14 protein-coding genes are annotated in these 15,869 nt (G+C 63.4%); 12 read left to right on the plus strand and 2 right to left on the minus strand.

What is annotated here, in order from left to right; translation table 11 throughout:
- Positions 1-131 precede the first annotated feature (131 nt).
- Entirely contained in the window at positions 132-491 is a 360-nt protein-coding gene (locus tag C100_RS28885) for a hypothetical protein (RefSeq protein WP_024018512.1), read from the minus strand.
- Between the two features lie 612 nt (positions 492-1,103).
- On the opposite strand from C100_RS28885, the gene C100_RS28890 reads away from it, so the two are divergent.
- The 11 genes from C100_RS28890 (at position 1,104) to C100_RS48145 (ending at position 13,422) form a co-directional block, all read left to right on the plus strand.
- A complete protein-coding gene (locus C100_RS28890) occupies positions 1,104-1,694 on the plus strand; it encodes a DUF305 domain-containing protein (RefSeq protein WP_024018513.1) in 591 nt (196 codons plus the stop codon).
- A gap of 127 nt (positions 1,695-1,821) precedes the next feature.
- The gene (locus tag C100_RS28895) at positions 1,822-4,506 is read left to right on the plus strand and encodes an NAD-dependent epimerase/dehydratase family protein (RefSeq protein WP_024018514.1); all 2,685 of its coding nucleotides are present in this window, start codon (positions 1,822-1,824) and stop codon (positions 4,504-4,506) included.
- 328 nt (positions 4,507-4,834) lie between these two features.
- Positions 4,835-5,281 carry a DUF411 domain-containing protein gene (locus C100_RS28900; protein ID WP_031308719.1) on the plus strand — a complete coding sequence of 149 codons (447 nt, stop codon included), beginning with the start codon at positions 4,835-4,837 and terminating at the stop codon, positions 5,279-5,281.
- 43 nt (positions 5,282-5,324) lie between these two features.
- Positions 5,325-5,684 carry a hypothetical protein gene (locus tag C100_RS28905; RefSeq protein WP_024018516.1) on the plus strand — a complete coding sequence of 120 codons (360 nt, stop codon included), beginning with the start codon at positions 5,325-5,327 and terminating at the stop codon, positions 5,682-5,684.
- A gap of 103 nt (positions 5,685-5,787) precedes the next feature.
- A complete protein-coding gene (locus tag C100_RS28910; RefSeq protein WP_024018517.1) occupies positions 5,788-6,069 on the plus strand; it encodes a hypothetical protein in 282 nt (93 codons plus the stop codon).
- A gap of 146 nt (positions 6,070-6,215) precedes the next feature.
- Positions 6,216-7,427: a TolC family protein gene (locus tag C100_RS28915; protein WP_442196422.1), complete on the plus strand. Its 1,212-nt coding sequence runs from the start codon at positions 6,216-6,218 to the stop codon at positions 7,425-7,427.
- Positions 7,424-8,911, plus strand: a complete 1,488-nt coding sequence (locus C100_RS28920) for an efflux RND transporter periplasmic adaptor subunit (protein ID WP_024018519.1) — start codon at positions 7,424-7,426, stop codon at positions 8,909-8,911. The genes C100_RS28915 and C100_RS28920 overlap by 4 nt, the downstream gene beginning before the upstream one ends.
- Positions 8,908-12,045, plus strand: a complete 3,138-nt coding sequence (locus C100_RS28925) for an efflux RND transporter permease subunit (protein WP_024018520.1) — start codon at positions 8,908-8,910, stop codon at positions 12,043-12,045. Before C100_RS28920 ends, C100_RS28925 begins: the two co-directional genes overlap by 4 nt.
- 17 nt (positions 12,046-12,062) lie before the next feature.
- Positions 12,063-12,455: a copper-binding protein gene (locus tag C100_RS28930; RefSeq protein ID WP_024018521.1), complete on the plus strand. Its 393-nt coding sequence runs from the start codon at positions 12,063-12,065 to the stop codon at positions 12,453-12,455.
- Positions 12,456-12,643: 188 nt separating this feature from the next.
- The gene (locus tag C100_RS47730; RefSeq protein ID WP_442800306.1) at positions 12,644-13,006 is read left to right on the plus strand and encodes a MerR family DNA-binding protein; all 363 of its coding nucleotides are present in this window, start codon (positions 12,644-12,646) and stop codon (positions 13,004-13,006) included.
- Positions 13,007-13,056: 50 nt separating this feature from the next.
- Positions 13,057-13,422 (plus strand): hypothetical protein, encoded by a 366-nt coding sequence (locus tag C100_RS48145; RefSeq protein ID WP_031308720.1) that lies wholly within the window; start codon positions 13,057-13,059, stop codon positions 13,420-13,422.
- Between the two features lie 303 nt (positions 13,423-13,725).
- Here the strand turns inward: C100_RS48145 and C100_RS28940 are convergent, their stop codons facing one another.
- Positions 13,726-14,997, minus strand: a complete 1,272-nt coding sequence (locus C100_RS28940) for a cytochrome P450 (RefSeq protein WP_024018524.1) — start codon at positions 14,995-14,997, stop codon at positions 13,726-13,728.
- A gap of 185 nt (positions 14,998-15,182) precedes the next feature.
- Between C100_RS28940 and C100_RS28945 the strand changes: the two genes are divergently transcribed.
- Positions 15,183-15,791, plus strand: coding sequence for a cation diffusion facilitator family transporter (locus tag C100_RS28945; protein ID WP_024018525.1), 609 nt, complete (start codon positions 15,183-15,185; stop codon positions 15,789-15,791).
- Positions 15,792-15,869 lie beyond the last annotated feature (78 nt).

Genomic DNA, 15,869 nt, shown 5'->3' on the forward strand with positions numbered 1-15,869 from the left:
ATTCCTTTCAATTCATGTCTCGTGCACCCAGGCCGGTGTTCGTCGCTTGGTTGCGAGCGATCGTGCCGGTCTCGTTCTGCAGCGAGGTGGCGTTGATGGTGGGGACGGCGGTCGCCGTCCCCGCTGCCGACTTATTTCCTGCGGAGTTCGACGATGTCGTGGACCTTCGGCGTGCCGTCGGCGATGCTCACATGCGCGAAATGGTCATCGAAAATGTGATCGATCTTGACGTGCCCGACGGCCACGCGCCGGAAGCCCGCGCCGGGGGTCTTCGAAGGTCCAGGTGTGCTTTCCACACGGTAGACCTCGAGGACCTGGCCTACGGTCGCGCCGTCGGCCTTACCCACACAAACGACCGTTCCGGTCGTGTCCTTGCCGACGATCGATCCACGCATGAAAAAGCTGTGGCCGATGCCCTGGGCGTAGGTAGGCGCGGCGCCGAGCACGGCGAGGCCTGCAAGCGCGATGGTGATCTTCTTCTTGAGCAACATGGTGGAAGCCTCCTTGGCTGAGTTTACAAGACCCGCCGAGGAAAACTGGCGGTGAAGAACCTTTCTTCGCCACCAAGACTATGGACCCGGCTCCCGACTCAATATGCGTAATGTTACGAAGCCCCATCAAAGCTCCGGGCAAACCCCGTGCCAAAACGTCGTCGCACTAATCGCATCTTTTGATACGCTCCCGCTACTAGCGGGTTGTGCTCTGGCGATAAGGGGTACGCGTACTCGATGGCCTGTAAATTAGGGCGATTCTCGCGGTCCAGGGTGCCGTCGGGCGGTACAAGGATCAAATCACTCACGCCCGCAGTATGCAACAGGATCATCATAGCTGCTCGGGCCGCTCAAGGAATTGATAGCGACAAAGCCGGTCGACATCAGGGCGCCCTCAGAACTTGGCCGGTTAAGCGTCGCCGCCCAAGAGCCTGGCTGAACAATGCAGAGGTACGGCGCAGCGGAAACCCGGCTATGATCAAAGTTGAATGTCCATCCTCCCGGTCATACTCCAGGTGATCTTGGATCCCTTTGGGTATGAAGTGAGTTGCAGGCATGCCCCCTTGGCAGCCGAGGAGGGTGAGGAGCCTAGAGGTAGGACGGAGTCGGTCAATGGAAGACAAGAAGAATGGCATGGGCATAGGCATGGGCTATGGCCGGTTCGTGGCGATGATTGCGACGTCTACGGTCGTGATGTTCGGGCTGATGTATCTCAACACCTATGCGCTGAGCCATGTCCAGTTCAGCCAGACGCGCACCTGGATGGCGCTCGTCATGGGCGCGGTCATGGCGGTGATCATGCTCAGTTTCATGTGGGGCATGTACAAGAACACCCGCCTCAATATCGGCATCCTGCTCGGTAGCGCTGCCATTTTTGGTTTAGCGCTTTGGCTGGTGCGGAGCCAGGAAACGGTCGACGACGTCTCCTACATGAAGGCGATGATCCCGCACCACTCGATTGCGATCATGACCAGCGAGCGCGCGCACATCAAGGACCCCGAGGTTCGAAAGCTGGCCGATGGCATCATCGACGCGCAGGTACGCGAGATCGCCCAAATGAAACAGATGATCGCGCGCCTGCAAGCTAACCCGGCGCCGGATGGCGCTCCGGACCTGCCCTCCTATCGCGATCGCGGTGCGTCGCCCCCGCCACCGCAAACCGACGAAAGCACCGGAATAGATACACGAAAGCCGATTTCCTGAGGTGTGTTCTTCGAAGTAAACAGGATGGGCACATGATCGGGTACTGTCGGAAAGGCTTCGTCATGCGCATCTTGCTCAAATATCCAGCGATCGACGCTCTTCGCGAAAGAAGCAGGATGGTGGAAGTATGACCGACATCGAGCGCAGCGGTCCGAGTGGCGCCAAAGGCGCTTCTGAGATCGTCCTCGTCACCGGAGCGAGCGGTTTTATCGCCGCGGCCCTGATCGCCCGGCTCGGCGAGCGCTACACGGTCGTCGGTCTCGATCGCGCCGGTCCGCCCGAGCCACCACCGCCCGCCGCCGCTATCGACATTGATGTCGGCTCGGATGAAGCGGTTCACGCTGCGCTCGAGGAGGTTCGCGCGCGATACGGCAACCGCATTGCTTCCGTCATTCATCTCGCCGCGTATTATGACATTTCTGGCGATCCCAATCCGCTCTACGACAAGGTAACCGTCCAAGGGACACGGCGGCTGATCGACGGACTCCAGTCGTTCGATGTCGAGCAATTCGTCTTCGCCAGCACGATGCTGGTCCATAAACCGACCGCCACTCCGCAGGAGCGCATCAACGAGGAATCGCCGATCGGTGCCTCCTGGGCGTACCCGCAGTCCAAAGTCGACACAGAGGCGCTGCTGCACGAGCGTCACGGACGGATACCCGTCGTCTACCTGCGACCCGCAGGAGTCTATGCCGACGAGGGACGCTCAGCGTTCCTCGCACAGCAGATATCGCAGATCTACGAGCACCGCCTGATCTCGCATTTCTATCCTGGCATGCTGTGCGCGGCGCAATCATCGGTGCACCGCGATGACCTGGCGGAAGCCGTGGTGCGCCTGGTCGATCGGCGGCACGATCTTCCGTCTGAACTGCCCCTGCTCATCGGCGAACCCGATGCCCCCGGCTACGCCGAAATCCAGGACATCGTCGGCGAGGCGCTCCACGGCGAGGGCTGGAAGACGATCCGCATCCCGCAGCCGCTCGCGAAGGCTGGTATCGTTCTTCAGAACGAGGCACTCGGCGACGACGATTTCATCCAGCCCTGGATGATCGACAGCAGCAACGACCACTACATTCTCGATATCTCGCGCGCACGGTCGCTACTTGGATGGGAGCCGAAGCACAGTCTTCGCGAAACGCTTCCGACGATCGTTGCGGCGTTGAAGCGCCACCCGCGCGCCTGGTACCGGAACAACAAGCTCAACGAAAACCTCGTCGCCTGGAACGACAAGTCCGATCCGAAGCCGGCCGAGCTGGACCATAACCCGCCTGAAGCGGCAGCCGGCGCGATGCCCGGCATGGAGCACGGAGCTAAGGACCATGGCAACATGGATCATGCCGCTGTGGGGCACGGGGCTGGGGACATGGCGATGTCCAGCCACGGTGCACATGGCGATCACATGGCCATGATGGACCGCGACGAGCGCCGTGCGCGCTGGGCGCTCTACGCCAACATCGGCCTCGGTCTGTGGCTCGCCTCGAGCCCGCTCATCTACGACTCCATGACCGCGCAGCGCGTCGGTGAGGCGGCGCGGTTCGTAACGGTCGATCGCGGTCTGCCGTCGATCGAGTGGCGTGCAAGCGCGCTGGCCGTAAGCGATCTTGTCAGCGGGCTTGCCATCGCGCTGTTCGGTGCGCTGTCGCTTGTACCACGCACCAAGACGTGGGCTCAGTGGGCGGTCGCATTCGTTGGGATCTGGCTGCTGTTCGCGCCGTTGATCTTTTGGAGCCCGAGCGCGGCGCAGTACAACAACGATTTGCTCATCGGCTCGGCTGTGATCGCGCTGTCGGTGCTCGTGCCGATGATGCCGGGTATGAGCATGGCAGGGATGATGGACCCCAAGAACATCCCACCCGGCTGGACCTATTCCCCGTCTACCGATGCCCAGCGGCTGCCGATCGTCGTGATGGGTCTGATAGGTCTTCTTACCTCGCGCATCCTGACGGCATACCAACTGGGCCACATCGATAGCGTCTGGGAACCCTTCTTTGTCGGCTCGTTGAGCGATCCGCGCAATGGTACCGAGGAGATCATCACGTCTAACATGTCAAAGGCGTGGCCGATTCCCGACGGCGGTCTCGGCACCATCAGCTACGTGCTCGAGATCCTGATGGCGGTGATGGGCACCCGCGACCGCTGGCGCACGATGCCGTGGATGGTGACCTTCTTCGGCATCCTGGTCATTCCACTCGGCGTGGTCAGCATCTATTTCATCATCAGCCAGCCCATCGTCATTGGCACCTGGAGCACGCTGGCGCTGATCGCCGCCCTCGCCATGCTGATCATGATCCCTTTCGCGCTCGACGAGGTCATCGCCATGGGTCAGTTCCTTGTGTGGGCGAAATGCCGCGGCAAGCCGCTGATTCGCACCTTCTTCCAGGGCGACGCGAGCGAGGCCGGCAGTGAGGACGCCTCCGACCTGATGTCGTCGCCTGCCGCATTTTGGGCCGATGCAAAGCGGGGGCTGACCCTGCCGTGGACGCTGGCGGTCAGTATCGCGCTCGGCGCATTCCTCATGCTCACGCGGGTGACACTGGGCAATGAGGGCGCCATGGCGAACAGCGACCATGTCATTGGTGCCCTGGTCATCACCGTCGCGATCATCGCCACCGCCGAAGTTGCCCGCGCCGTGCGCTTCATCAATGGCGCGCTCGGCGCCTGGCTGGTTGCTGCCCCTTTCCTGCTGACGGGGGCCGGCCACCTGGGAACGATCGTTTCGGTGATCATAGGGCTCGCCCTCGTCGGTCTCAGCCTTCCGCGCGGCAAGCGCAGCGCTGAACATTATGCGAGCTGGGACAAATATGTGATCTGAGGGTCGCTCTGCTCGACGTGGAATTGAACAGGAAAAGATACGTCACGTCTGTTGGGAATGCGGGACTCCGAACGGTCAACTTACGGCCGTGCGACCGGGTCGCTGAGATGTGAAATGCGGCCTGCTCGGGTGCAATAATGCTTTTCGACTGCATAAATCGACGCGAGTGCGAGAGGTCTGCAACGACCCTGGATTGCCCATCGACGAATGTCGGTTCGTGATCGCTACGGTAATCTTGCGACCGTCTGCCACTTTTTGAGGGGTAGGCGGCGGTCGCGCGTATTATGAAGAGTGGTAGCCTTGATGAATGGGTGCGGTGAAGGACGATATGAAACTCAAAGTCGCATTGTCGTTGGTCCTTGCGTCGGTTTCGGTCGCCAGCGCGGCGGCGACGCCTATCGTGGTTCACCGCGATCCGGGCTGTGGCTGCTGCGCGCAGTGGGCGGCGCAGGTGCGTAAGCAGTTCGGGCGCCAAGTAACCATCATCGACGATCGCCAGCGCTCCAGCTTCCAGCGGACCCAAGGCGTTCCTTCGGGCCTGTCATCCTGCCATACAGCGATTGTAGACGGCATGGCATTCGAGGGTCATGTCCCGATTACCGACATGAAGCGCGTCCTTGCCCAGAAGCCGCGCGGCGTGCGTGGACTTGCGGTTGCCGGGATGCCGATGGGCTCGCCGGGGATGGAAGTCCCGGGGCAACACGTGGACCCCTATAATGTCGTCGCCTTCGGTCCAGGTGGACAGCATGTCTTTGCGCGTCATGGCGGACGATGATGTCGTTGTTCTACGATAAGGACGGGTGTAAGAAGTAACGGCTGTGAAACGGGTACTGCATCTCTTCCTCCTGCTGGGAGCCTTGGTTGGCCTCATGGGCCAAGCGGCGGCCTATGCCTCTAACCCGGCCCCGGTTTCCGCGCCGATGGCGATTTCGGGAATGAGCGCAGATTGCATGAATGCGATGGCTCAGAAACAACAGCCCTCGGGCAAGCCCTGCAAGGGGCTGACGCTCGACTGCGTCGCATCAATGGGCTGTGTCGTTCCGATGGTTCTGCGCGACGCGCCGCGCGTCCCGGCATCGCCGGTGGCTCACGGAGCTATGGCATTCTGGACCACGACGTCGACCCTGCATGGCAGTGATCTGACCCCCGAGCCTGAACCACCGACTATCCTTGGCTGATCGACCACAGCCGTCAGGCTGACAGGATCGGTGCGCCTATCGCGCACTCAAACATCCTGTCCGATCTGCGGCTACCACGATGATTTGCCAAAGGATTACAGTCATGAAAAACCGTGTTTTCTACGCCCTGCTGGGCGTAGCCCTTGCCGCGCCTGCCGCCGCATTCGCCGGCCAGCCCGACCACAGCCAACAATCCGGTCATTATGAGTGGAAGTCGGTTCCCCAATATGGCCCGCGCGCCACGGGACCGGCTCAGCGGCGCGTCTGGGTGCCTGATACCGCGAAGATGGCCAACTGCGACTGCGACATGATGAAGATGAGCTCCGCGGATTGTATGAAGGAGATGCATGGCATGATGTCTCCGTCCGGCGCCTCGGCTGGCTAGCAGCAGGTTCTGGCCGCTTCAGGTCGCATAGACGGCTAGGCCAGCAGTGGCGGCGGGATACCCCTTCCTGCCGCCACTGACATGCCTGGTGTGCCACGCTTGCCTGAACCTCCGATCAGGAGATCTCCATGCGATTATTTTTGTGTATGCCGCTGTTAGCGGCAATCCCCGGCATTGCCTTCGCCGAGCCGCTCACCTTCGACGCGGCCCTCCAGCGCGCCCGGCAGGAAGCGCCGTCGCTCAAGGCGAAGGCGCTCGGTGCCAACGCCGCCCGTTCCGTGCGCGGCGCGGCCGGCGCCCTGCCTGATCCGACGCTTGCAGTTGGGATCGACAGTTTCCCGGTATCGGGACCGCTCGCGTTCGAGCCGCAGCGCGACAATTTCAGCATGGCGCGGGTCGGCGTGTCCCAGGACATTCCCAATCTCGCCAAGCGCCATGCGCAACAGGCGCGCGCCGACAGCGACATACTGGCGGCCGAGGCTGGTACCGCAGTCGAGGCGCGCACGGTCGAGGTTGGCACCGCGCTAGCCTGGATCAACCTGGCCTATGCCGAGCGCAGGCTTGCCGCGCTCGACGATGTTCTGTCCCGTCTCGAGCGTGTGGTGGGAACGACGCCGGGCGCGGTCGCATCGGGAGGTGCGCGCCCGGCGCAGACCCTTGCAGGGCGCCAAGCCGTCGCCGCGATGCAGGATCGCCGCAGTGAACTCGTCTCGAACGTGGCGCGGGCACGCGCGACGCTAACCCGCTGGACCGGAGACCCCGCGCCGGAGATCGCCGGACCGATCCCCGATTTTGCGGTCGACGCAGCGGGTCTGCGCGCAGGACTCGACCGCCACCCCACCATCCAGATGATCGATGCCCAGGCCGGGCAGGCGGATGCCGATGTGCGCGTAGCCGATGCCGGCCGGCGTTCCGATTTTGGTGTCAACCTGGCCTACCAGCGCCGCGATCCCCGGTTCGGCGACTATGTCTCGGCCGGTGTGACAGTCAGCCTGCCGTTCTTCACGCGCAGTCGCCAGAATGCCGGGATCGCGGCAGCCCAGGCAAATGCCGGACGAGTGCTGGCTGAACGCGAGGCCTCGCGGCGCGCGCTCGCCGCCGACCTTGATGCGGATATCGCCGACCATGTCATGCACCATGAGCAATGGATGCGTGCGCAGAGCACACTGCAACCGCTCGCTGAGCAGCGCGTGAAATTGGAAACCGCCAGTTATGCGGCTGGTCGTGCCAGTCTCGTCGATATCGCCGACGCCTATGCCGCGCTGGCCGATGCCACCATCACGACTCTTGATCGTGAAGCCCTGGTCACCGCGGACGGTGCGCGGCTGACACTCACCTACCGGAGCGAAAATCGATGAGCCAGGTTATGATAGCCCGCGGGTGGCTCTTTGGCGCAGCTGCTGCTCTTGCGCTTGCTGCCGGCGGTCTCGGGTTCGCTCTAGCGGGCTTCCAGGGCACAAAAGATGGTGGGGCCGTAAAGCCGGCAGCGCGCAAAATTCTTTATTGGTACGATCCGATGATACCGGCCGAGCACCATGAGGGCCCCGGTCTCTCATCCATGGGGATGCAGACGATCCCTCGGTATGCGGACGAGGGCGGAGCAAGCGCGCAGGTGCCGGGCATTTCGGTCGACGCTTCCGCCTCGCAGGCGCTCGGTCTGCGGATCGCCACGGTGCAACGCGGCGAGCTGGCTAGCAGCCTCACCGCGACCGGCACAATCGACTTCAACCAACGCGATGTCGCGGTCGTCCAGGCACGCGCCGGGGGCTTCGTGCAGCGAGTCTATGGTCGCGCGCCGGGTGACGTGGTCGGCGCGGGGGCGCCGCTCGCCGATATCCTGGTGCCGGAGTGGGGCGGGGCGCAGGCCGAGTTTCTCGCGGTGCGCCGCACCGGCAACGCAGCACTGACCCAGGCGGCCCGCCAGCGACTCATGCTGCTTGGCATGCCGTCTGGCACCATCGCGTCGGTCGAGCGCGGCGGCCGTCCGCACAATGTCATCACGATCTCCACGCCGATCGGCGGCGTTGTCAAAACATTGGGCGTGCGGGCCGGCATGACACTGACGGCAGGACAGACGCTCGCAGAGGTGAATGGTCTCGGCACTGTCTGGCTCAATGCCGCCGTGCCCGAGGCGATCGCCGGACCGCTCAAACCCGGGCAAACCGTGCGGGCGACACTCGCGGCATTTCCCGGCGAGATCTTGTCAGGCCGCGTTTCAGCGATCCTGCCGCAGACGCAAGCCGACAGCCGGACGCTGACCGTCCGGATTGAGTTGCCCAACCGCAGCGGACGCCTGCGTCCCGGCATGTTCGCCACCGTGTCGTTTGGCGGAGTCACGCAACCGGCGCTGCTGGTGCCCTCCGAAGCGCTGATCCGTACCGGCAAGCGGACATTGGTGATGCTCGCGCTCGACAAGGGCCGCTATCGGCCGGCTGAGGTCCAGACCGGGCGGGAATCCGGGGGCCAGACTGAGATCCTGGCGGGCCTGGGCGAGGGTGAGAAGATCGTGGCGTCGGGCCAGTTCCTGATAGACTCCGAGGCGAGCCTGTCCGGAGTCCAGGCGCGGCCGATCGGGGGTGGCGCGCCCATAGCCGCCAATCCCGCCGTTATCGGCAGACTCTACGAGACTGTCGGCAAGATCGAGCAGATCACCGCCAATACGGTAACACTGAGTCACGAGCCGGTGCCGGCTATCGGCTGGCCAGCGATGACGATGACCTTCCAGCTTCCCGATCCTAAGGTCGCGCGCGGCCTCAAGACCGGCGATCGGGTCCGTTTCGGATTCGATCAACCTCCGGCTGGGCCGACCGTGCGTCGCATGGCGAAGGTAGCTGGCCAGTGATCGCCCATCTCATCCGCTGGTCGGTCAGGAACCGCTTCTTCGTTCTGATCGGCGTACTGGCGCTCATTGGCGTGGGCGTCTGGGCGGTGCGATCGACCGCGATCGACGCGCTCCCCGATCTCTCCGACACGCAGGTCATCATCCGCACCAGCTACCCCGGCCAAGCGCCGCAGATCGTCGAGAACCAGGTCACCTATCCGCTGACCACGACCATGTTGTCGGTGCCCGGCGCCAAGACGGTGCGTGGCTATTCCTTCTTCGGCGACAGTTTCGTCTATGTGATCTTCGAGGACGGCACCGACCTCTATTGGGCGCGCAGCCGCGTGCTCGAATATCTCAACCAGGTGCAGGGGCGGCTGCCAGCAAGCGCCCGCAGCGCGCTCGGACCGGACGCCACCGGGGTTGGCTGGGTCTATGAATATGCGCTGGTCGACCGCACCGGCCGCCACGACCTGTCGCAGCTCCGAGGGATTCAGGACTGGTTCCTGCGCTACGAGCTGAAGACGGTGACCGGCGTCGCCGAGGTCGCCAGCATCGGCGGTATGGTCAAGCAGTATCAGGTGCTGCTCGATCCGGTGAAGCTGGCCGCTTATGGGATCACCCATCAGCAAGCGGTCCAGGCGATCAGCCAAGCCAATCAGGAAGCGGGCGGCTCGGTGCTGGAGATGGCCGAGGCCGAATATATGGTTCGCGCCTCGGGCTATCTGAAGACGCTCGACGACTTCCGGGCGATTCCGCTCAGGACCGCCGCCGGTGGCGTGCCGGTCCGGCTCGGCGATGTCGGCACGATCCAGATCGGCCCCGAGATGCGGCGCGGCATCGCCGAACTGAACGGCGAAGGCGAAGTCGCCGGTGGCGTGGTGATCCTGCGTTCGGGCAAGAATGCGCGCGAAACGATCGCGGCGGTCAAGGACAAGCTCGCCGACCTGAAAAAGAGTCTGCCACCCGGTGTCGAGGTGGTCACGGTCTATGATCGTTCGCAGCTCATTGATCGCGCAGTCGAGAATCTCACCCACAAGCTGGTCGAAGAGTTCATCGTCGTCGCCATCGTCTGCGGCCTGTTCCTCTGGCACGTCCGTTCAGCGCTGGTCGCGATCCTCACTCTTCCGCTGGGGGTGCTGGCGGCGTTCGTCGTGATGCGCTTCCAGGGGGTGAATGCCAACATCATGTCCTTGGGCGGCATCGCCATCGCGATCGGCGCGATGGTCGATGCGGCCGTCGTCATGATCGAGAATGCCCACAAGAAGATCGAGCACTGGGAACAGGATCATCCGGGCAAGCATCTCGAGGGCGAGATGCGCTGGATTGTCACCACCGAAGCCGCCGCAGAGGTTGGCCCCGCCCTGTTCTTCAGCCTGCTGATCATCACGCTCTCCTTCATTCCGGTGTTTACACTCGAAGGACAGGAAGGGCGGCTGTTCGCGCCGCTCGCTTTCACCAAGACCTACGCGATGGCGTCGGCGGCGATCCTATCGGTGACCTTGGTGCCGATCCTGATGGGTCTGCTGATCCGGGGGAAGATCCCGCCCGAGCAGTCCAACCCGGTCAACCGCTGGCTCACCAACCTCTACCGGCCCGCGATCGACTGGACGATGCGGCGGCCCAAGACAGTGCTCCTGATCGCCGCCTTGGTGTTCGCGACCACGGCCTGGCCGCTCACCCGCCTCGGCGGTGAGTTCATGCCGAATATGGACGAAGGCGACCTGCTCTACATGCCCTCGGCACTGCCGGGGCTCTCGGCGGCGAAGGCGTCGCAACTGCTCCAGCAGACCGACCGGCTCATCAAGACCGTGCCCGAGGTGGAGAGCGTGTTCGGCAAGGCTGGGCGCGCTGAGACCGCCACCGATCCGGCGCCGCTCGAGATGTTCGAGACCACCATCCAGTTCAAGCCGCGCGACCAGTGGCGACCGGGCATGACGCCTGACAAGTTGATCGACGAACTTGACCGCACGGTGAAACTCCCCGGCCTCGCCAATGTCTGGGTTCCGCCAATCCGCAATCGCATCGATATGCTGGCGACCGGCATCAAGAGCCCGATCGGGGTCAAGGTGTCGGGGTCCGATCTCGTCCAGCTCGACCGTATCGCCCATGACGTCGAGACGGTGGCCAAGACCGTGCCTGGCGTCAGTTCGGCGCTCGCGGAGCGGCTGACCGGTGGGCGCTATGTCGATGTCGACATCGATCGCGCTGCCGCCGCCCGGTTCGGGCTCAACATCACCGATGTGCAGGCGATCGTTTCGGGTGCGATCGGGGGCGAGACGATCGGCGAGACCGTCGAAGGCCTAGCCCGCTACCCGATCAGCGTGCGCTACCCGCGCGAGGTGCGCGACAGCCTGGAAGGCCTGCGCACGCTGCCGGTCCTGACGCCGTCGGGGCAGCAGATCACGCTCGGCACGGTCGCGAACATATCGATCGCTGAAGGGCCGCCGATGCTCAAGACCGAAAATGCGCGGCCCTCGACCTGGGTCTATGTCGATGTCCGCGGCCGCGATCTCGCTTCGGTCGTCGGCGATCTCCAGCGCGCGGTGGCGAAGCAGGTCAAGCTCTCGCCGGGCGTCAGCATCGCCTATTCCGGCCAGTTCGAATATCTCGAGCGGGCGGTCGACAAGCTGAAGCTGGTTGTGCCCGCGACGCTGCTGATCATCTTCGTGCTGCTCTATATGATCTTCCGCCGGTTCGACGAAGCCGCGCTAATCATGGGCACGCTGCCGTTTGCGCTCACAGGTGGCATCTGGATTCTCTATTTGCTAGGTTTCAACCAGTCGGTTGCGACCGGCGTCGGGTTCATCGCGCTCGCCGGCGTTTCGGCGGAGTTCGGCGTGGTGATGCTGATCTATCTGAAGAACGCGCTTGAGGAGCGGGACGCCCATCTGAATGCAGCCGAGGTAGAGGCCGCGGTGCGCGAAGGCGCGCTGCTTCGCGTCCGGCCCAAGGCGATGACGGTCGCGGTGATCCTCGCCGGCCTGTTGCCGATCCTGCTCGGCTCGGGCGCGGGCTCGGAGGTGATGAGCCGGATCGCCGCCCCGATGATCGGCGGCATGCTCACCGCGCCGCTGCTGTCGATGTTCGTCCTGCCCGCCGCCTATCTGTTGCTGCGCAAGCCGAAGACCAAGCCCACCCATCAACCCGTTTAACCTACAAGGAGAAGACTATGAACTATGCACGACTGACCATTGCCCTCGGCCTCGCCGCCCTGACTGCCGCCTGCGGCAAGAAGGCGGAGACGCCCGTTGTGGCCGAGACCAACCAAGCGACGCCTGCCCCAGCAATGGGCGGCGACATGGGCAACATGGCGATGGCGCCCGCGGCGAACGCTTCGATCAAGGCCAAGGGCCAGGGCACGATCACCGCGATCGACAAGGCCGCCGGTACGATCACGCTCGACCATGGCCCGATCCCCGAAGCCAAATGGCCGGCGATGACGATGGCGTTCAAGGCAGCGCCCGCGATCACCGATGCGGCCAAGATCGGTGACAAGGTCGATTTCGACCTTATGTTGACGGGTAACGCGGGCGAGGTGACCGCAATGCACAAGCAGCCCTGACCAGGTTAGATGGCGCCGGCCTGCTCCGGCGCCACAGCCTGCTCGACTCTTTGTGCCTACGATCTCTATAGAAGTCTGACGTCACTATAGGGTCGCAAATGATGTCGCCAGGATCGCTCAGCATCGGCAAACTTGCTGCCGCAACGGGAACGAAGGTCGAGACGATCCGCTATTAGGAGAGCGCGGGCCTGCTTTCCGCGCCAGAGCGGACCAAGAACAATTATCGTGCCTACTCCTCGCAGCACCTCGCGCGACTCAGCTTCATCCGGCGCGCGCGGGCGCTGGGTTTTTCGCTCGATCAGGTTCAGGCGCTGCTCGGCCTGTCGGATCAGAAGGACATATCCTGCTCGGCGGTGGATTTGATCGCGCGCGAACATCTCGCGGAGATTGATCACAAGCTCAAAGATCTGACAACGCTGCGGTCCGAGCTCAGCAGCCTCATCGTTCAGTGCGGCACGGCAAAATCTCCGAATGCCGCATTATCGAGACCCTGGCACATGAGGGCGAGCGCTAGAAGTGAGGCCCAAGCGCTGAGCCGCTATTGCAAATAATTCGCAAAACCGCTTGACCCTCTAGCTGCTAGAGGGTTTATGAGGCGGAGATGTTCCGTCGAGAACTTGGCGAATCTCGCCGTTCCAGCCCTGCCTTCATGCGCGCGCCGATAACATCGATCCGGCGCGCCATCGCCATTCTGGCAGCATTTCTCTGCCTCGCCGGGATCGGCGGCGTGGCCCAGGCCGATACCGCCGACGTACAGACCGCATGGCGGCTGCTCGATTATATGGTCGATTATGGCGGTGCCGTCAGTGGCGGCCGGATCAAGAGTGCCTCGGAAATATGCCGAGATGACCGAATTCGCGGCTTCGGTATCCGCCCGCCTTATGGCCCTGCCACCCACGCCCGCGCGCGGACAGCTGGTCAGTGTCACGCCTTTGGCAATTTCGACGCAACCGCCGCGAGATACTGACTTTCATAAAGTCCGCCGAGATCGTTGCTGATGCGTTGTTGGTCTCAAGCTCCAGCTTGACGCCCTCGGATAGCACGGTCGAAGCGTTGATCTCAATCCACAGTTGCTCGTCCTGCTTCTAAGCAAACGCTGGCATGGCCAAGAAGCTGATTGCGAGGGCGCCGGTAAACGGCAACAGCACATATCTACGAAAATCGGTATCCTTAAAGATCATGGTTGATGTCTCTTCGGCGCGCCTCCGATCAAGCATCTTCCCATAGACGAAGTGGGGTCGTCACATAGAGCTTTACGTGATTGCTTTCGTTACAGAATGTGCCTTGGATCGGTTGCCGCGGTCCGAACGTCACGAATTATCATGCGGCTATGCGGGAGCGCAGGCAAACGGGACCAAGCGATGCCGAGGTCCTGCTCGGGCACGTCATAGATGATTTTCGCCGACAGGAACCGGACTGCGACCTTCATCAGCTCGGTCGTGACCGGCTCGCCCGGGCAGCGGTGGTGAATGCGCACTTCGCCGCCGCCCTGGGGGATGAAGCCGAAAGCGCCGCCATCCTCGTCTTGGAAGCGTTCCGGACGGAACTCGTGCGGCTCCGACCAGGTGCGCGCATCGCGATCCGTACCGAAGAGGTCGAGCATCGCGCGCCGCCCCTTCGGGAAGTGCATGCCTCGCCACGTGAACGCGGCGCGTACGCGTGCCGCCACGGCCGGGAAAAAGGGGTAGAAGCGCCGCACCTCTTGAACAAACGCATCCAGGTCGGTGTCATCGCCGGCGCGGAAGCGTACCCTCAACTCGGGGTGCAGGTGAAGCGCGTGCGCGGCGAAGGTGATGAAGACCGCCACCGCGACGGTGGGCCGCAGCACGTTCAGGAGTTCGACCGCCGCGATGCGAGGCGGCAAGGGTTGCCCTCGAAGATCGCGGTGCGCGGCTATCTCGCCGAGGGCGGACCCTAGCGGCGTCTCGATGCGGCCGCCGCGGGCGTCGCGGATGAGTCTAGACAACCAGCGCTCGGCGCGGCGGCGGGCGAGGCGCGAGCGCAGATGCCGAGGGCCGATGCTCGCCGCGGCATCGAACATGGCCACAAGCTGCCGGGTTCGACGACGCACTTCGGTTTCGGCGAGCGGCACGCCCGCCCAGGCGCACACGGCGCGCGTGAGGGGCTCGTGGAGCGCATCGTAAAGCACGATCCCGCTCCTGGAGCGCCATCGGGTCGCGGCGACAGCAAGCTCCTCGCCGAACCGAGCGCCGAGCGCTGCCACCCGGTCCTGCGTCATCAGCGATACGAACAAGGCTTTGCGGTGGCGGTGTTCCTCGTCGTCGAGTCCCTGAACGCCGCCTTTGCCTAGCAGCGTCGCCCGGACCGGCTCGGGCATCGCGCCCTGACGCTCGAACCGCGCCTCGTCGTAGAAAAGCGCAGCGGCATCGGGGCCGCTCATGCAGATGGTCGGCCGCAACAGAAGACGGGTCCGGAAAGCGTCGGCCCCGAACCGGCGACACCGTGTCGCGATGTAGCGGTAAGGATCGCGCAGCAGCTGAGCTGTGGCGTCGAGGGTCGGTTCCTGGGGCATCTTCGTCATACTTGTCTCCCCGCGGTCCGGGCGTCACGATGTGTGGTTCATCGGTTGTCGGAAAGTAAAATCACTAATCTTGCAACCACCGCCACATATGCCAAGTTGAAAGCCGGCGAAAGGATCGACTGAAAGCTTGACCGCACCTGAATAAAGAGGACAGACGGAACGATGGCGCTCGAAGAATTTATCGGATGATTGCCGCTACCGATCGTCAAGCACCGGACGCGCGACGCACGCTCTGGATCGTGCTGCTGCTGAACGTCGCCATCGCGGCGGGCTTCTTTGCCACCGGGCTGTTCGCCGACTCCAGCGCCCTAATCGCCAACGGCGTCGACAACCTGTCGGACACGGCCGTGTACGCGCTGAGTCTGATCGCGCTGAGCCACGGGCAGACCTGGAAGACGCGGGCCGCGACCGCGTCCGGCATCATGCTGCTGCTCTTCGCCGTTGGCATCCTGATCGACGTTGGCCGTCGCTACATCCAAGGTAGCGAGCCGATCGGGCCGACGATGATGGTGATGTCGGCAATCGCCGGCGTCGTGAACTACATCTGTCTGCGGCTGCTTCAGCGGCTGAAGCAGAAGGACGTGAACCTTCGCGCCGCTACCACCTTCAGCTTCAACGACTTCATCTCCAACGGCGGCATCCTGATCGCCGGGATGCTGGTGCTGTGGCTGGGAAGCAACTGGCCCGACCTACTGGTCGGGCTCGCAACCGCCGTCATCGCCATCAAAGGCGGCATCGAGATCCTGCGCGACGCGCGTGCTGAAACCAAGAGCGACGAGGGCCAGGCATCATGACCGGCTCTGTTGCGTAGATCGGTGTAGGCGCGTCAGGTGGTCAGATAGCGGCATGCCCAAGAGCGATGCGCCGGGCCT

This window comes from Sphingobium sp. C100 (genome assembly GCF_000508185.1).
Classification (GTDB): Bacteria; Pseudomonadota; Alphaproteobacteria; order Sphingomonadales; family Sphingomonadaceae; genus Sphingobium.

What these genes read in the sequence shown, in the direction of transcription:
- C100_RS28885 (WP_024018512.1), bottom strand. Translation starts at nt 491, where the DNA reads ATGTTGCTCAAGAAGAAGATCACCATCGCGCTTGCAGGCCTCGCCGTG.
- C100_RS28915 (WP_442196422.1), top strand. Translation starts at nt 6,216, where the DNA reads ATGCCGCTGTTAGCGGCAATCCCCGGCATTGCCTTCGCCGAGCCGCTC.
- C100_RS28890 (WP_024018513.1), top strand. Translation starts at nt 1,104, where the DNA reads ATGGAAGACAAGAAGAATGGCATGGGCATAGGCATGGGCTATGGCCGG.
- C100_RS28930 (WP_024018521.1), top strand. Translation starts at nt 12,063, where the DNA reads ATGAACTATGCACGACTGACCATTGCCCTCGGCCTCGCCGCCCTGACT.
- C100_RS28940 (WP_024018524.1), bottom strand. Translation starts at nt 14,997, where the DNA reads ATGACGAAGATGCCCCAGGAACCGACCCTCGACGCCACAGCTCAGCTG.
- C100_RS28920 (WP_024018519.1), top strand. Translation starts at nt 7,424, where the DNA reads ATGAGCCAGGTTATGATAGCCCGCGGGTGGCTCTTTGGCGCAGCTGCT.
- C100_RS28895 (WP_024018514.1), top strand. Translation starts at nt 1,822, where the DNA reads ATGACCGACATCGAGCGCAGCGGTCCGAGTGGCGCCAAAGGCGCTTCT.
- C100_RS28910 (WP_024018517.1), top strand. Translation starts at nt 5,788, where the DNA reads ATGAAAAACCGTGTTTTCTACGCCCTGCTGGGCGTAGCCCTTGCCGCG.
- C100_RS28945 (WP_024018525.1), top strand. Translation starts at nt 15,183, where the DNA reads ATGATTGCCGCTACCGATCGTCAAGCACCGGACGCGCGACGCACGCTC.
- C100_RS28900 (WP_031308719.1), top strand. Translation starts at nt 4,835, where the DNA reads ATGAAACTCAAAGTCGCATTGTCGTTGGTCCTTGCGTCGGTTTCGGTC.
- C100_RS48145 (WP_031308720.1), top strand. Translation starts at nt 13,057, where the DNA reads ATGTTCCGTCGAGAACTTGGCGAATCTCGCCGTTCCAGCCCTGCCTTC.